This is a genomic window from Myxosarcina sp. GI1(2024) (assembly GCF_053543375.1).
Map to the genome: position 1 here is coordinate 37,101 of NZ_JBKGTY010000002.1, position 16,540 is coordinate 53,640.

At 40.7% G+C, this 16,540-nt stretch carries 16 protein-coding genes, 1 pseudogene and 1 riboswitch; of the genes and pseudogenes, 10 read left to right on the top strand and 7 right to left on the bottom strand.

Annotated elements, in window-relative coordinates:
- Positions 1-26 precede the first annotated feature (26 nt).
- A complete protein-coding gene (locus ACLFKQ_RS09065; protein ID WP_448999520.1) occupies positions 27-284 on the top strand; it encodes a hypothetical protein in 258 nt (85 codons plus the stop codon).
- 18 nt (positions 285-302) lie between these two features.
- Complete coding sequence (locus tag ACLFKQ_RS09070) at positions 303-536, top strand: hypothetical protein (RefSeq protein WP_448999521.1); 234 nt, start codon at positions 303-305, stop codon at positions 534-536.
- 85 nt (positions 537-621) lie between these two features.
- Here ACLFKQ_RS09070 and ACLFKQ_RS09075 read toward each other — a convergent pair whose 3' ends face one another.
- Positions 622-1,509 (bottom strand): NAD(P)-dependent oxidoreductase, encoded by an 888-nt coding sequence (locus ACLFKQ_RS09075; RefSeq protein ID WP_448999522.1) that lies wholly within the window; start codon positions 1,507-1,509, stop codon positions 622-624.
- 81 nt (positions 1,510-1,590) lie between these two features.
- Positions 1,591-2,508 (bottom strand): alpha/beta fold hydrolase, encoded by a 918-nt coding sequence (locus ACLFKQ_RS09080; protein ID WP_448999523.1) that lies wholly within the window; start codon positions 2,506-2,508, stop codon positions 1,591-1,593.
- Positions 2,509-2,642: 134 nt separating this feature from the next.
- Positions 2,643-2,709, top strand: a riboswitch (Glutamine riboswitch).
- Between the two features lie 334 nt (positions 2,710-3,043).
- Here ACLFKQ_RS09080 and bioF point away from each other — a divergent pair.
- The 3 genes from bioF (at position 3,044) to ACLFKQ_RS09095 (ending at position 5,832) form a co-directional block, all read left to right on the top strand.
- Positions 3,044-4,189, top strand: coding sequence for an 8-amino-7-oxononanoate synthase (gene bioF / locus ACLFKQ_RS09085; protein ID WP_448999524.1), 1,146 nt, complete (start codon positions 3,044-3,046; stop codon positions 4,187-4,189).
- A 578-nt stretch (positions 4,190-4,767) separates the two neighbouring features.
- Positions 4,768-5,172 (top strand): photosystem II protein Psb27, encoded by a 405-nt coding sequence (gene psb27, locus ACLFKQ_RS09090; RefSeq protein WP_448999525.1) that lies wholly within the window; start codon positions 4,768-4,770, stop codon positions 5,170-5,172.
- Between the two features lie 318 nt (positions 5,173-5,490).
- Positions 5,491-5,832, top strand: a complete 342-nt coding sequence (locus ACLFKQ_RS09095) for a hypothetical protein (protein ID WP_448999526.1) — start codon at positions 5,491-5,493, stop codon at positions 5,830-5,832.
- Here the strand turns inward: ACLFKQ_RS09095 and ACLFKQ_RS09100 are convergent.
- Positions 5,829-7,640: an ABC transporter ATP-binding protein gene (locus ACLFKQ_RS09100; RefSeq protein WP_448999527.1), complete on the bottom strand. Its 1,812-nt coding sequence runs from the start codon at positions 7,638-7,640 to the stop codon at positions 5,829-5,831. The two genes, ACLFKQ_RS09095 and ACLFKQ_RS09100, sit on opposite strands and share 4 nt — an antisense overlap.
- A gap of 14 nt (positions 7,641-7,654) precedes the next feature.
- On the opposite strand from ACLFKQ_RS09100, the gene ACLFKQ_RS09105 reads away from it, so the two are divergent.
- A complete protein-coding gene (locus ACLFKQ_RS09105; protein ID WP_448999528.1) occupies positions 7,655-7,786 on the top strand; it encodes a hypothetical protein in 132 nt (43 codons plus the stop codon).
- A gap of 197 nt (positions 7,787-7,983) precedes the next feature.
- Positions 7,984-8,670, top strand: coding sequence for a Uma2 family endonuclease (locus tag ACLFKQ_RS09110; RefSeq protein ID WP_448999529.1), 687 nt, complete (start codon positions 7,984-7,986; stop codon positions 8,668-8,670).
- A gap of 428 nt (positions 8,671-9,098) precedes the next feature.
- On the opposite strand, the gene ACLFKQ_RS09115 is transcribed toward ACLFKQ_RS09110, so the two are convergent.
- Positions 9,099-9,164, bottom strand: a complete 66-nt coding sequence (locus tag ACLFKQ_RS09115) for a DUF4351 domain-containing protein (RefSeq protein ID WP_449000318.1) — start codon at positions 9,162-9,164, stop codon at positions 9,099-9,101.
- A gap of 219 nt (positions 9,165-9,383) precedes the next feature.
- Here ACLFKQ_RS09115 and ACLFKQ_RS09120 point away from each other — a divergent pair.
- A pseudogene (locus ACLFKQ_RS09120) lies at positions 9,384-10,016 on the top strand (Uma2 family endonuclease).
- A 171-nt stretch (positions 10,017-10,187) separates the two neighbouring features.
- Here the strand turns inward: ACLFKQ_RS09120 and ACLFKQ_RS09125 are convergent.
- Together ACLFKQ_RS09125 and ACLFKQ_RS09130 are read right to left on the bottom strand one after the other, a co-directional pair.
- Entirely contained in the window at positions 10,188-10,898 is a 711-nt protein-coding gene (locus ACLFKQ_RS09125; protein WP_448997902.1) for an IS6 family transposase, read from the bottom strand.
- A 326-nt stretch (positions 10,899-11,224) separates the two neighbouring features.
- Positions 11,225-11,743 (bottom strand): hypothetical protein, encoded by a 519-nt coding sequence (locus tag ACLFKQ_RS09130; RefSeq protein WP_448999530.1) that lies wholly within the window; start codon positions 11,741-11,743, stop codon positions 11,225-11,227.
- A 766-nt stretch (positions 11,744-12,509) separates the two neighbouring features.
- On the opposite strand from ACLFKQ_RS09130, the gene leuC reads away from it, so the two are divergent.
- Together leuC and ACLFKQ_RS09140 are read left to right on the top strand one after the other, a co-directional pair.
- On the top strand, positions 12,510-13,913 hold the full coding sequence (gene leuC / locus ACLFKQ_RS09135; RefSeq protein ID WP_448999531.1) for a 3-isopropylmalate dehydratase large subunit: 1,404 nt from the start codon (positions 12,510-12,512) through the stop codon (positions 13,911-13,913).
- Between the two features lie 304 nt (positions 13,914-14,217).
- Positions 14,218-14,688, top strand: coding sequence for a DUF4079 domain-containing protein (locus ACLFKQ_RS09140; RefSeq protein ID WP_448999532.1), 471 nt, complete (start codon positions 14,218-14,220; stop codon positions 14,686-14,688).
- Between the two features lie 193 nt (positions 14,689-14,881).
- Here the strand turns inward: ACLFKQ_RS09140 and ACLFKQ_RS09145 are convergent, their stop codons facing one another.
- Positions 14,882-16,435 (bottom strand): haloacid dehalogenase-like hydrolase, encoded by a 1,554-nt coding sequence (locus ACLFKQ_RS09145; protein ID WP_448999533.1) that lies wholly within the window; start codon positions 16,433-16,435, stop codon positions 14,882-14,884.
- Positions 16,436-16,540 lie beyond the last annotated feature (105 nt).

The window sequence follows — 16,540 nt, forward strand, 5'->3', positions numbered from 1 at the left end:
CTCCTAAACGAAGTTCCGCAAAGCCCATGGCAGAAATTCTAACACTCCTAAGCTGTCTGAGTTTTGAACTCAACAACACCAGCCAGAAGCATCTCGGTTGCATTATTCAAGCAATGTTAGTGTTAGGGATGAGTGGTCGGGTAACAATGCTGGGGATAGCCCGATGGGCGGGAAAAGGAGGGAGTTATCAAACCATTCAAAGATGTTTCTACAGTCCCCAGAACTGGCCGACCTTAATGTGGGTGTTTTTTCGCACCCATTGTTTTTGTCCTCAGGAAAAGTAGGCGATCGCAGGAGATGAAGTGGTTACGACCAAATCAGGTCATAAGACCTATAGGGTAGATTGGTTTTTTTCGAGTTTGGCACAGCGTCCCGTTAAAGGATTGGCGTTCTTTGCCCTATCCCTGGTGGGTCTCGAACCAAGACCATCCTATCCCTTACGCATCGAACAGGTGATTCGACCTGTGCTAGAAGCTCAAGCTGCTCCCTCAGAGTCTTCATCTGGGACTATAGTAAAAATTACTCTCTGCTGCTAAAAATCTCTTGACAGGGGGTACGTTCTCTGGACTTTTTTTGGCGAAGGTATTGATAATTCTTTAATGGACACCAGCTCAATTTTTATTATTCGCTCAAATAAGCACGAATCATTGCCTGAGTTCCCTGTTCGCCACCCTGTCCATTATCCAGATCTTTGACTATTTTAAACAGGCGCTCGGCTAACTCTGTCCCAGGAAGATCGCGATCGCCTAAAGATCGATTGATTTCTTGGACTAGTCGTAAATCTTTGAGAATATGTTTGATGGCAAAACCAGGAGCGTAATCTCCAGCGATGATTTTTTCTCCTAAATTAGATAGAGCCCAGGAACCAGCCGCTCCCGTACCGCAGACATCGACAATTAAGTTAGGATCGATACCCTGTTGTTTAGCCAACTGCATTGCTTCACAGATACCTACCATGTAGACGGCGCAGAGAATTTGATTGCACATTTTAACTGCCTGTCCGCTACCGATATCGCCGCAAAGAGTAATATTTTTGCCCATGGCTTCAAAATAAGGCAGACATTCTTGGAAATCAGCTTCAGAACCTCCAACCATAATCGTCAGCGTACCTTGCTGCGCTCCCGTATCACCACCCGAAACGGGTGCATCCATAAATCTCAGCTGTCGTTGCTGTAATTCGGCCCCAATTCCCTTAGCGGCTTCGCTACCGATGGTACTCATGTCTACTACCAAAGTTCCAGTTTGGGCAAACCGTACGACTCCTCGATCTCCCAATAACACCTCTTCAACATCAGGAACATCTCCAACGCAGGAAAAGACAATTTCGGCTGTTGTAACTGCTTCTGGTAAAGAATCGACTACGATCGCCCTCCCTGCTGCAGCTACTTTTACTCCCGGGCTACCGCTGGTTCGATTCCAAGTCTTAACCTGGTAGCCATGACGCGCCAAATTAGCTGCCATCGCTCCTCCCATCAATCCCAATCCTAAAAATGCTACTTCTTTGTTCATAATTTATTTATGTATTTATGGCAATTGGTGCCTATACTTCTTTGTTTGAATTTTTTTATAGAGCAACTTTGATTAGAAACGTTAACTAGCAGATTTCAATTTATCAAAGAAATCCGAAACCACACTGACGAATTCTGAAGTAGACTCGTAAGGAAGCACGTTACGCCCAGAAATTAGGCGGCTTTGACCCTGTGGCAGATGCTTGATGTACTGGTCCATTCGTTCTGGTGGCGTTTCGGTTTTACCTTCAGAACTAATACTCGATGCCTGCTTGCCAAAAACTACTAGAGTAGGTTGGGCGATCGCTGAAATCGCAGTAGTATAGTCTTCTCGCCAAAATCCCGCTAAAAATGAAAACACAGCATAGCGACTCCGAGCATTTTTTGCCTCTTGAGTTAACTCATCTAACCAATGGCGATCGACTTTTTGGGCATCGGCAAATAGTTGACGCTCCGAAAAAGACTCGATAAACTTGCGGCGACTGGCATAACGATAGAATAAATTACCCAAACCTATTGGAGAATCAAATAAAAGATTCCACAACAATTTTTGTCGCAGGGGGTTGCCAGCTTGGGTTATAGTACGCCAAGCTGGAGGACCAGATAGAACCAATGCCTCGATCCAATTGGGTTGGGGAGGATTTTGGACTAACTTTATCGCGATTGGTAACGAGGCTCCTTGAACTATCAACATTACTGGCTGTTTGACGACTGTTGCTAAAAAATATTTGAGTTGCTCCGCCCAATCAAGAGGATAATAAGCCACTGAAGGCATTTCGCTAATACCGCAGCCGAGTAAGTCGGGATTATATATCACTGAGTTGGGATTTTTAGCTAGCCAAGCTTCGATAAAGCGTTCCCAAAAGATTCCCGACAGTCCCACACCTATGGGATGAATTAGCAGTAAAGCAGGTGTAGTTGTTAGAGTGCGATCGCCACTAAAGACTTTGTAGCCAGCGCGAAAATTTCGCCAACTGTAAAATTTAGTATCTTCTGCCATAGGTTTTGATTAGTCATGCTCACCCCTGTACATTATCCTACCTTTCGTCTAGCAGTAAAAGCTTTGGTGGCAAAACCGTACTTGCATAACCAATAAACCAACCGTCATAATAAAAATATACAAACAACCGACTTATCGTTCATCTTTCTAATTCACACTTAGATAGACGGAAGTAGAGAAGCTTTCTCGAAGGAACGCACCTCGGACATTTCAACTTTAGAGGTGAAAATATATGGATTTAGCAAGCAGCGATCTTCTTTGGGTATTAGCTATCGTTACTGTCTTTACAGCGATTATGTCTCCTGCTCTTTGTTGGGTTCTGACAGCAAGATATCGTTAGTTCTAGCTACAAAGCTCGTACTCAATTTACTGAATAATTGACGGTAGTTCCCGATAGCGTGGGAACTACCGTTTTTAAATTTTCGCTCGATTACTCAAGTAAAATCTGTTAGATTTAGTATGACTGCTCTGGCTGATTCGAGATCGATATAATAAACCATTAAGTTCGGCACTACTCATTGATAATATTTTTCCTATGGGTGCAAACCCTTATAGCTGGTTGGAAAAATCTCTGGCAACTATTCACCATGCCAAATGGTATCGTGCTGTAAAAACTATTAACGGTCGCCCCGGTGCATTAGTAAATCTGGAGGGACGAGAGGTAATTAATTTCGCCAGCAACGACTATCTGGGTCTAGCGGGAGACGAGCGACTAATTCAAGCCGCAATAGAAGCTACCCGAACTTACGGTACTGGTAGTACTGGTTCCCGCTTACTTAGCGGACACCGAGAATTACATCGACAGTTAGAAAAAGAGATCGCCGATTTAAAACAAACTGAGGATGCATTAGTTTTTAGTTCTGGTTATTCAGCCAATATCGGTGCAATCGCGGCACTAGTTGGAGGGAGAGATTTAATTCTGAGCGATGCCTACAATCACTCTAGCTTAAAAACAGGAGCAAAAATCAGTGGTGCGACACTAATAGACTACAATCATTGCGACGTTGCCGATTTACGCCTCAAGTTAGTAGCCAATCGCGCTTTATACCGACGCTGTTCGATCGTTACCGACAGCGTATTTAGTATGGATGGAGATTTATGTCCCTTGCCAGAGTTAGTGGCGATCGCCCGAGAATTTGAATGTATGTTGCTAGTAGACGAAGCACACGCCACGGGGGTTTTGGGTAAAACTGGGGCGGGTTGTGTCGAACACTTTAACCTAACAGGTACAGAATTAATTCAAGTTGGTACTCTCAGTAAAGCCTTGGGAAGTTTAGGAGGTTATGTAGCCGGCAGTGCTAACCTTATCGATTTTTTACGCAATCGCGCTCCAAGCTGGATCTATACTACTGGACTTTCTCCCGCAGATACGGCAGCAGCACTAGCGGCGATCGCAATTGTGAGACGAGAACCAGACAGACGGGAAATACTGTTACGCTATAGAGATTATCTGCAACGACACCTGCCACAATCCGATTTATTTCCTTCCAAATCTCCAATTATCTGTCTGGGTTTAGCTTCTCCACAAGCAGCCTTAGACAAAGCAACTCGGCTATTACAAGTAGGAATATTTGCTCCGGCAATTCGCCCTCCTACCGTTCCGACAAGTCGGATTCGCTTTTCTTTGATGGCAACTCACCAACCAGAACACCTGCAAAAGTTAATCGAAATTTGGAATTAGTGTTAAATTGAGTAGACTCAAACAGAAAAAAACAGAATTTTTTTATTCATCGCGTCTCATATATTTACCACTTTATTGTTTATTAGTGTTGGCTGGAAATTAGGTGACATCACCCTCAATCTCGTAGTCCAAAGAGCCGAGAGGAACTCGCTTAGATGCCGCTTCTACATCAGAGTTATCTAAAATATCGAGCAAATTTTTGATAGCTATCAAACTCTTTTTTTTCGTGCCATCAGCTCTCAGAAGTTATTTATAAAGTAAAAATTAACCAGAATCACTGCGCTTGATTACATTTACTTCGGCATTACATAATTGCTTGACTACACTGGGGAAAATTTTCTCCTGTGTAACCAGCATCAACCCAGATTAATTCTAGCTGCGACAATTTTTATTGCCCTTTCACCTTTGCTCTGAAAAAATCTCTCAGTTTCCTAGTCTCCCAGTCATCAAATCTTCCTGGCTCAAAAATCTTTGCTATTGCTTCTATTATTTTGGCAGCTTAGTTCTTCAAGAAGTATGAGAAGGTACCAATTTCTTGATAGGATAAATTGAACCAGGGATCGAGACTAAATAAATTTATGTTTTCCAAAAAATATTTGTCACGGTTACTAGCTTTAGTGTTAGTAGTTGTAATTAGCTTAATGGGCTGTGGTTCTAATCCTTCAGGATTGACGGGCAATTACAGTCAAGATACCATAGCCGTACTTGAAAGTCTGAGAACGGCGATCGAGCTGCCAGAGGATGCACCAAACAAAAAGGATGTAGTATTTGATGCACGCCGAAAAATTAGCGATTATGCTTCTCGATATCGGCGTGATTCCAAAACCTCCGGTTTGCGTTCTTTCACTACTATGCAAACAGCTTTAAATGCTATTGCTGGTTACTATAGCTCCTATGGCAATCGTCCTCTACCAGAAAAACTGAAGAAAAGACTCAACCAAGAATTCAGACAAGTAGAAATTGCTCTCAAACGTGGAGTTTAGTTTTTATAACATTATTCTTCTTCCCTCTCAAGAAAATTTTTTGAGAGGGAATTTAGCTTGTAGAGCGCTCAGACGATCTATGTAAGCACGAACCTATATACTCAGTATCGTTTTGTCGAGTTGATTCCTTAGTCGTTAATGCTGTTATCGTGTGTCTTGGTGCAGGTTACCATAGCGAGGAAACCGAGTCTTCGACTTGCTCCGCAACCGTTGAGTCGCACCGCTTTCTCAATACTCGTAGAATTTTGCTGCGTAAAATCGTAGCAGCGACGATATTCAGGAAAATATCGAACGGTTTTTCATCTCCCCCGTAGTGACTTGGAAAATTGGCGATTTTGGGCTACCCAGCCCCAAGAAGGAGAGAGTTATTCTTTACAAACCAGTAGTGAGGGTGAATTTGCTACCGGATCAGTAGAGCACCAGGTTTTATTTGGGGTCAATTTGAATTTAACCGAAGATAATTTTAACGAGTTAATCAGACTGGACTTGGAAAATTCTCTAGTTCTCGATTTATTCGAGCCAGTATATGGAACTGTTCCCAGACCAGATTTCGATACTTTACTCTTAATTAGCGATCGCACAAACAATGAAAGCCAGTCAAGAGGAGCGAGTTTATTTTACCTACTATCTCTTAGATCTCAAATAGTTTCTATAAGTTAGTGGGATGAGCCTTTTAAATCCTGTTTCAGCAGCTTGGAAAATCGCGAGTGAGGATTTTGAGCGAGGATCGGACGCACACCAGATTCGACAATCTTTCCTCGCTCCAAAATCAAAATTTGGTCGGCTCGCTGTATGGTTTTAAGGCGGTGGGCAATAATAATCGCAGTGCGATGTTTGAGTAGAATTTCGATGGCACGTTCGATTAACATTTCCGTTGTCGGATCGAGTCGGGAGGATGCTTCATCCAGAATCACCAAACCAGGATTTTTGAGAAACACACGGGCAAAGGCTAGGAGTTGAGCTTGTCCCGCCGAAAGTCCACTACTATCGGAACTGAGAATGGTATCTATTCCTTGGGGAAGCGCTCGCCACCAGTTTGTAAGTCCCAATAACTCTAGCGTTGATAAAATCGCTGCATCCTCAATAGTAGAATCAAAAAAAGTCAAATTATTACGAATGCTGGCTTGAAAAAGCTGCACATCTTGAGTTACTATCCCCACTCGTTGACGCAACTCCGATATAGACGTTTGAGCGATCGCCACATTTCCCAAATGGATCGTTCCTCGAGGGACATTATAGAATCTTAGCAAAAGCCGAGCTAGGGTAGTTTTTCCACTGCCAGTATGTCCTAGTAGTCCCAGTATTTTATTAGGAGGTAGGTCAAAGGAAATGTTTTCTAATGTCCAGTCTTGTTGATTATCTGTTTTGTGTAGATCGCTAGTTATTGATGAACTATCGTAACTAAACCAGACGTTCTTAAAGTTTACTGACAGTGCCGTTGAAGGGAGAGAAATCTGTTCTTTATAGTTAAGATACGATTGGCGAAACCACCCTGCTTCGGAGGATTGCAACTGAAATAGCTCGCGAATGCGGTGAATACTAGCTTCAACTTGCTGAAGTTGTTCGAGTTCTTCACGAATGCGCTCGATGGGTTGGCTGAGTAGATTGGTGTAGTGAAAAATAAGATAGGCAGTACCAATGGTAATCGCTTGACGATTCCAGAGATAGGCAGCAAGCGCTAGAGCGATCGCATTACCCAGAGTAAACAGTCCCACGCTACCCGTCCAAAGTAGGGTACTGGTAAAACGAGCCTGATGATAGAGAGACAACCAACTCTGTAAAATTTGATAGAATCTCTGCATTACGTAGCTAACAGCACCATTAGCGCGGAGATCTTCTCGTCCAGCAATTTGTTCGCCAATAAAGCCAAAAAACTCGGCACTCTTTTGACGGTAGCGAGTCCAGGGGAGAACAGCAAATCTTTGCACCCTTAGTAAAATTGCGAGTGCCAAGCTAGAAAAGACAGACAAACTCAAACCAGCCCGCCAATCTTCCACCCAAAGTATAATTAAAATGCCAACCAATAAAATTCCGTTACCTAAAACCTGAATTACCAGTTGGGAAAAAAAGCGAGAAAGAGAAACCACATCGCCATCGATGCGTTCGACCCATTCTCCAGAGGTGCGTGCTTGATGATGGGAAAGATCTAGCTTTAAACAGTGTTCTGCCAAGTCAACACAGAGAGCATTGGTTGCCGTCCACGCTACAGTTTCACTCAGATAAGTAGTCAAAATTGCCAGAACTTGAGTCAACATCGCCACGCCGATAAATACTAAGGCAATAGTAACCAGGGTTTTAGTCGCGCCACCAGCCACAGCCGTATCGATAAAATATCCCAAAAGTTGTGGATTGAGTATTTGGAGAGCAATGCTGCTAAGTAGAGCGATCGCCAATTTAATTACCCGTCCTCGTTGCGGTTTTAAATAATCCGCTAGAAGATTGCCATATTGCTTGAGAGGAATTTCCATAAATACATTAGCTGGTGGAAATTTCGGAACTAGGAGTTGGGAAACAGGAATCAGCAGATAGCAATTTTCAAATTGCCCTAACTAGATTACGCATTGCTATAACCCTAAACGCTTTAAAGCTAACAATTCTCGATCTCGTAGTTTAACCAACGGAAAACTACCCTAAACAAGACTATCGAAAAGCTGGACTAAATTTGACTCCTAAACGGATTTTTTTGACTCTTAAACGGAATAATTTGATGTAACCATTTTTTCCATTTCTCTGGCTTTCTCCTCGTTGGCGATCGCTTCTCAATTTATAATTTGCTAGAGTTATGATATTGGCAATACTAAAAATTTAAGTATGGTTCGGCAAAAACGACCGCGAGTCAATAAGCAACTACCACCTCTAGAGAGTGGCGATCGCTTAACGCGCTATGAGTTCGAGCGTCGTTATCATGCCATGCCCCATTTAAAAGCCGAACTAATAGAGGGAATAGTTTACGTGGCATCTCCCCTACGACACGAACAGCATGGAAAACCCCACAGTCGCGTAATGACCTGGTTAGGAGTCTATCAGGCGCTAACTTTTGGTGTTGACTTGAGCGATGCCCCAACCGTTAGACTCGATTTGGATAATGAACCTCAGCCTGATGCGGTGCTGCTAATCGAACCAGATGCGGGGGGACAAACTCGATTGAGTAGTGATGGCTATATCGAAGGTTCTCCAGAACTCATAGCAGAAGTTGCTGCCAGTAGTGCTTCCTATGACTTATACGATAAGAAAACCGTCTATCGCCGAAATGGAGTGAAGGAATATATCGTATGGCAAGTTTTAGAGCAAAAGCTGGACTGGTTTATACTGCGAAAAGGAGTGTATGAATCGCTATTAGCTGATGACAGGGGAATTATACGGAGTGAAGTATTTCCAGGGTTATGGTTAGCAACCTCAGCATTACTAGCAGGGAATATGGCACAGGTGCTAGTGGTATTGCAAGAGGGTTTAAATTCCCCTGAACACGCGCTATTTGTCAAACAACTAAATAAATAAGTAAATAATAGAACTATGTTAGTTCTCATTAAGCTTCCTAGCGATCGCCAAATGTCTGGCTCGATTAGGAACGACAACCCTGAAACGGTAATGTCTTGGGTACATAAGTATAACCAAAAAGGCGGTAATTGATTGATGCAGTAATTAATTTCCCAAATCGAATCAATACCAATCCGATTGCTGTCAGGGATCGCCTTTGGGTCAAGAAACATCTCGAACCCAAAGAAGAAAAACTACGGTTTTCAAAGTAGATGAGGTTTATCTTTGGAGCAGTGTGACACGCGGACCTTTGACTGACCAGCTTATTTTAAAAGCCTTGCCAGAGTTGCTGTTAGGTAGCAAGTAGCAACAGTTAGAGCAATAGCTTTATAGAGACTCGTACTGTCCCAACTGTTCTCACTGTCCTAACTGACTTCCCTCAACCACACTTATAAATCGGCGATCGCCTCAAAATCCAACAAGGCTTCGCCGAGGTTTTCTAACTTTTCTAAGATAGGTTGTTAAGGCGATAAGCCTACGGCATGGCTTCGCTACGTGCATCCCTGGAGGTAATTCTCCTATCTTTCGAGTCAATTGACGTAGAATGAGCGATCGCACTTCTGTAAGTCTTATTTATTTTATCTATTGCGGTTTTGGTAAATACTTTCTCGATTAATTGCATCGTCTGATAATGGATATATAAAATTAGATTTAAAGGCATAGGGACTATTGCTATGGTTGCGATCGAGCCGTTGGCAGAAACTAGAACATTACTGACAAATATTAGCTGGCAAACTTTTAAGGTTATACTGGCAGAGATGGGTTCTCAACGCAATAATCGCATTGCCTATAGCTCGGGAATTGTAGAAATCATGACCCCATTAATGCCTCATGAAAACTCAAATCGTTTAATTGAAGCTTTTATTGGCGTAATGTGTGAAGAGTTGGGGTTAGAAATTAAGCGAACTGGTTCGTTAACTCTGATCGGAGATGATTTAGAGCGGGGAGGAGAACCAGATAGCAGCTATTACATCCAAAACGAGTCTTTAGTTAGGAGTAAAGAAAACATCGATCTGGCAACAGATCCGCCTCCAGATTTAGTGCTTGAAGTTGAATATTCTCGTTCTGCTATCGATAAATTAGCTCTTTACGCCTCAATGGAAATTCCCGAATGTTGGCGATTTAATGGTAGCATACTGCGAGTTTATACTCTTATAGATGGACAATAAACCGAAGTTGAATTTAGCCTGACTTTTAATCCGATACCAGTTAAAAAGATTCCTCGCTTTCTGCAACAAGCTAAAACCAATGGAGAAAATGCCACAACCCGCGATTTTCGAGCATGGGTGAGACAGCAAATTTCCTGATGATTGTTAGTTTTTATAGAGTGGTCGCCTTCTTGACTATTCGCTCTTTTTAAGCATATTAAAAATTATTGGCAATTAACTTACTATTTTAACATTGACAAATTATCTCTTCTGTCGGTTCTGTTGCAAAAAATCCGAACAGAGAGAATATACCTGTGATTAACTAATTTTTTAGACAGCGATCCCAAACAGAGAATAGACAAAATTTCTTTGTCCCAAGATGTCACCTTTAGCGATATTTTTTATTTGCCCTTTGCGAATCACATTCATGATTTCATACCCTTTTAATGTCCGCCATGCTGAGTGGAAATGTTGAAAGTATAATTTATACTTAGCCTGCTTTTTCGGAAATCTATGGTCTTGCTCGATGATATTATTAAGATATTTGTTCTGTCTCAATTCACACTCACTAGAGATAATTTCTTCCGTTTGAAGTTCTTCAACTGCTGCGGGATAAGCAGGATTTTGGTCTACGTTAATAACTCTTGGCTGCTTATTATGTCTCGATTTCAGGGCTTTCTTCAAGAATCTTTTAGCAGCTTGTTTATCTCTCCTGGCACTAAACATAAACTCTATGGTAATACCATTGCTGTCAACTGCTCTATATAGATATTTCCATTTTCCTTTGACCTTGAGATAAGTTTGATCTACTCGCCAAGAGTCATTAGTTGAGATGAGATGCTTTCTGGCTCTTCTTTCTATTTGTGGTGCATAAATCATCACCCATCGGTAAATCGTGGTGTGGTCTACAGATAGTCCTCGCTCTTGCATGATTTCTGCTAAATCACGATAACTCAAACCATAGCGGAGATACCACCTCACACAAAGTAAAATTATTTCTCCTTGAAAATGTTTCCACTTAAATGGTTGCTTTGAGTTCATCTGGTCTAGTAGTTATTTACGTTTGTTAAATACTACAAATTTGTCTTAAGTTTTTGCAACATTACCAGTTTGTGCTTCCTCTGACTCTTGGCAATTTTATGTTTCCTATAATTATTCACATCAGACACAATAAGTACAATATTTGATTGTTGTTCCAGTTTATCTAAAAGCTGATTTGCGAATCAGCCAAAAATAACCCGCATCTTAGAAATTAGCTTTAACTTAAAACCGTAATAACCACAGTGGGTAAGTTAATCAATTTTATATATGATTATTCTGAAAATGCTTCAAAGCATTCCTTACCTCGGGAGCAACCCACTTTTAAACTAGGCACAAATACTCAAACTAACATCTTTGTTTAAATATACACAGCGAAGTCGCAGCATTTGAGTTACATTTTTGGGATTCCATTGTGCGCCAACAATCTTGATTCTTGAAGCTACTTGTTTAATCCAAGACTCTACAGACCCCGAACCAATACAAATACCAAGCTCTTGGTAAAGTTGATAATCAGGAATTCTAAATCGGTGTTTGCGTAGATAATTCTGAAAATTCCTTGCTTGTTTTTTCTTTAAATCATTAAATTCGGCGATCGCATCATCTACTAAACTTTGCCAAAGATAGTTTTTGGTTTGTCTAAGTCTCTGGTTGCTACCACCTACTTTATGGAGATTTTCCATCAGATGATACCAATCCAAGATTTCTCTTCTCTGCTGCTTTGTTCCAATCTGCTCGACGATCTTCCCAACTCCATCTTGACCATCTCCCAAGCAATTGACCTTTCGGCTCAATGGTTGCTGGTTGACCCATTTGACTAAACTCTGATTGTCTTGGAAAAATGCCATTCCTATTCCCTGATGAATCTTAACTGCTTTATAATTTTTCCATTCGCTTTTCTGTCCCAACCTGGTTCTTAAGTAAATAGACTAAATTAAAGTTAACTGTGAAGGTTAGGAGACAGGAGTAATAGAGTAATAAAGGTTTTGGGCGAGCTACTAACTCTTGTTATTTTCCATTTAATTCTGTCTACCTACTTAGTCTTACCGTTTCACCATCGACACTTAATGACTTTAGCCTCTTGCTAATCTTCGGTTCTGGCAAGTAATAGTTGTTAATTAACCTGTGTTGCGTACTACGAGAAATTTTCATTCCTGTTAAGACTTTGATGTCCTGTTCGGCATTGATGAAAGATTCATTACTCACAAGTAACAGGCAGCACTTCTCCAAATGAGGACTTAAACGAGTTCCTTTTCTTAGCTTCAATTTGGTAGCTTGCTGGCTGGAAATAGTTATTTGACCAAGACAACTTTTTACCTTTCTCTCTCTTCCTGAACTTGTTCCTGCTGCTGAGCTGAACGGAAAAAATTCGCCTATTTTTGCTGCTACTGTTTTTAGACTTTAATTTTGTCAAGTACAATTTATACAAAATAGCTGCGATTCCCCTGCCTGAAATGAGTGAAACTGCTATTTATGCTGTTATGACACGCATTATGTTACGTTGTTTGACTGCTTAAATTTTACTTTATAAATAGGCTCTCGGCAGCAGAGGAAGCAAAAATTGTAAAATAAACCACAGATATTTAATAAAGATAATAACTATCGAAAAATTATATGAGCAAGGGAACCCTATTTGATAAAGTTTGGGATTTACATACTGTCGGCACATTGCCTTCTGGTCAAACTCAGTTGTTTATCGGGCTGCACCTCATCCATGAAGTAACCAGTCCGCAAGCTTTCGCCATGCTGCGAGAGCGCAACTTAAAAGTACTGTTTCCCGAACGTACCATCGCTACCGTCGATCATATTGTTCCTACAGAAAATCGCCAGCGTCCTTTTGTCGATGTCTTGGCAGAAGAAATGATGCAGGCACTAGAGCAAAATGCCAAAGACTATGGAATTAAATTTTATAATGTCGGTTCGGGCAATCAGGGTGTAGTTCACGTCATCGCCCCCGAACAGGGATTGACCCAGCCTGGAATGACCGTTGCCTGTGGCGACTCTCATACTTCCACACACGGTGCTTTCGGCGCGATCGCCTTTGGGATCGGTACTTCTCAAGTTAGGGATGTTCTCGCTTCGCAAACTCTCGCTCTAACTAAATTAAAAGTTCGCAAAATTGAAATTAACGGCAAACTGGCACCTGGAGTTTTTGCCAAAGATGTAATTCTTCATGTCATTCGTAAGTTAGGGGTAAAAGGTGGCGTAGGTTATGCCTATGAATACGCGGGAACTACCTTTGAAGCAATGACCATGGAAGAAAGAATGACCGTTTGCAATATGTCTATAGAAGGCGGTGCGCGGTGCGGCTATATCAATCCCGACAAAACTACTTTTGACTATCTCAAGGGTAGAGACTTCGCACCTCAAGGAGCGGCTTGGGATAAGGCAGTAGAGTGGTGGCAGAGTATCCGTAGCGATGAAGATGCGGTCTACGATGACGTGGTTACGTTTGAAGCGGCAGATATCGAACCTACAGTAACCTGGGGAATCACACCAGGACAGGGATTGGGAGTTAATGAAACTATCCCCACCGCCGAAAGTCTGCCTCTTCACGAGCGAGCGATCGCCAAAGAGGCCTATAGTTATATGAAATTGTCTCCGGGTAACCCTATCAAAGGAACTAAAGTAGACGTTTGCTTTATCGGTAGCTGTACTAATGGTAGATTGAGCGACTTACAAGAAGCAGCCAGAGTGGCTAAAGGAAAACAGGTAGCATCGGGAGTTAAAGCCTTTGTGGTTCCTGGTTCGGAAAGAGTCAAACAGGCTGCAGAAGCCGAGGGTTTGGATAAAATTTTTCTGGAGGCTGGTTTTGAATGGCGCGAACCTGGCTGTTCGATGTGTTTGGCAATGAATCCCGATAAACTCCAAGGAGATCAGATTAGTGCTTCTTCTTCCAATCGTAATTTTAAAGGTCGCCAAGGTTCTGCTACTGGTAGAACTCTACTGATGAGTCCCGCAATGGTAGTAGCTGCAGCAGTTGAAGGTAAGGTTGCTGACGTTCGAGAACTGGCTTAAACTTCCTTAGTAGTTCTAAAGGAGAATTTAGCAAGTAAATAGCAGTTTTCCTAGAAATACGGCAATTTTTGGTTCATTTTACAGAGAATAACGAATTTAGAACTATTAGCTTTTTACTTAATTTTAACTTTTAGGCTGTTAATAAATTTGGACTTTACCAAGTTGTGAACCGCTGTAATTATTGGTTTGACAAAAATAAATTTTACCTAAGTAAATTAGGAATGTTATTTTACCAACTGGTTAAAAACCTGAATTAGGTTATGTTGTTAAATAGAATTTTTGGAATATTACAGAGGAGAACACTATGGAGTTAGGGATTCCCGAATCAGTTAAAACTTGGTCGCAGTTTGGACATCCAATTTTTATGTGGATTTTATTAGGACTATCAATTTATGCTTTGTATCTTGGTTGGCAAATTCGCGTCACTCGAGATGCAGACAAAGAAACTCGAAAAGAGCTAATTAAGAAGAATTTTGGTCAAAGACATTATCGAATTGGTTCGATTCTTTTAGCTTGTATGGTGATAGGGAGTCTCGGCGGAATGGCGGTTACTTACATTAACAATGGCAAACTATTTTTCGGCCCCCATCTGCTAACTGGATTAGGTATGACTGGTATTATTGCTACTTCTGCTGCTTTAGCTCCTTATATGCAAAAAGGAAATAATTTTGCTCGCTATACTCATATTTCTTTAAACATAGTTCTTTTGGGGTTATTTAGTTGGCAAGCAGTAAGCGGAATGCAAATCGTACAAAAAATTATTAGCAAAATGTAAACTCGAATTTAAGTAAATAGTTCTTAAGTTCTAGGTTTTGTCGGACAGACGTAGGGGAAAACAATTACTTGCGTCTGTTTTTTTGAACCCCATTATCTCTTTTTTCAGATCGAATCCGTTTAATTAGTTGTGAAGCGATCTTCTTCCCTTAAATTTTAAATTTTTTCTTAATTACTACTGACATACATTATACTTACACATTTTTACCATCGGCAACAGGCTCTATTTTGACTTGCAGATTGATAATGGGCTTGAACTGACCGACCACTCTAAGAATCTGCCTGTGACCTTGAATGAGACACCACGCCATAATTGCCCAGGTTTGCCAATTTTGCCATAGCGATAAATCTCTAGCACCGATCGCGATCGCCGATAAAATAAACGTAAATATCAGCCAGCGTAATAATTTTTCTGGTACATGTACCGGCCAATCGTTGTCACTACCACCTGAGTAACGATACACGATATAAAGCATCGTGCGACAAATTATCTGACTAGATAATAAACTCGTACCAATAATATTAGTTGCCGTTACCGCCAGAAAACCATAATATCTAAAAAATTGAAGTAACAAATACAACCAAGTCCTCGTAGATTTATTAAGATAGTTGTAGATCCAAAAACAAAATCTAGTGGCTAGTAAAAAAAGAACCCAGTAAGTTAAAGGTAACAAAACTGGATTGAGTGATGCTAATCGGTCGGATATTGGTTCATAATTAATCGGTAGATTTACCCCTCTAGCTTTAGTCAAACAAGCAATTCCTAAAACTCCAAAAATTCCAGACCAAAGCCAAGGAGTCCAAGTTTTCATCATTTGCTTATAGCTATGATATGCGACCGATAACCTGGGTTTTTCTTCGTATTTTTCAGCTACGAGATCGTTTTCGTAATAGCCTATTTCATAAACACACCAAAAGGAAACTAATAGTAAAAAGATACTAATGCCGTGTAGTAAAGGATGGCTGGTGTGCCAGGAAAAAGCCAAAAATAATAGTGGTAGATCGTCCCACAAGATAACTTTGTAAATATATTTTTGTCCGATTCGCTTGACTTTTTCTACATAAAAAAATGGCAAATAAACGTTTTCTAGTGGTAAAGTATATTTGGCTAAAGGCCAAGTTACCAAACAAGGGTAGGCTACTTCTTGCAATAGAGGCAGATCTTCATCAGAGTCAGTAATGACGAGCGCAGATTCAATTTCTTGCAGCGATAAAACTTTTTTTAGCATTAGTAACTTGCCTTCACATCTATCTCGTGCTCCTTGCCAAAATCGACATCCAACCAAGCGATCGCAATTTATTTGCAAAGAATTAAGAATAGGATTGACAATAAAATTAAATCCCAAGGTAGCGACTATAATAGGAGAACTACCATTCTGTTTGACAGCAGCAATTAATTCTTTATTTTGGTAGTGTTCGGCTAATTGTTTGGCTTTTTTTTGCCATAAAAACCACGTCCATGGAAATAAAATCGTTGATGCTGTAACTAAAAACCAATCTCTTACTTTTAAACCTTTAAAAGATATAGGCAACCAACTCCAGGGTCGGACAAAGTATAAAAACTTTAATAGTAATAATCCGAGTATTCGAGGTCTGAGGGTGTCGAGATACTCGGCTGTAGAATTACGTAAAAATAGCGTTTCATCTAAATCTATAATTATTGTCGTATCTTGAGAAGCAGTTTTAATCAATTTTATTGCTTCAGATTTTTTAATTTGACTAATACGCTTTTGTTTATATTCAGTCATTAGCAAACATGATAATCATGACTAATGTTTTTCCTAATAGAATAGAATAGAATAGATTATTTTCGAATAGTTAAATTAACACTTTAATCAGCAATTTTCAATATT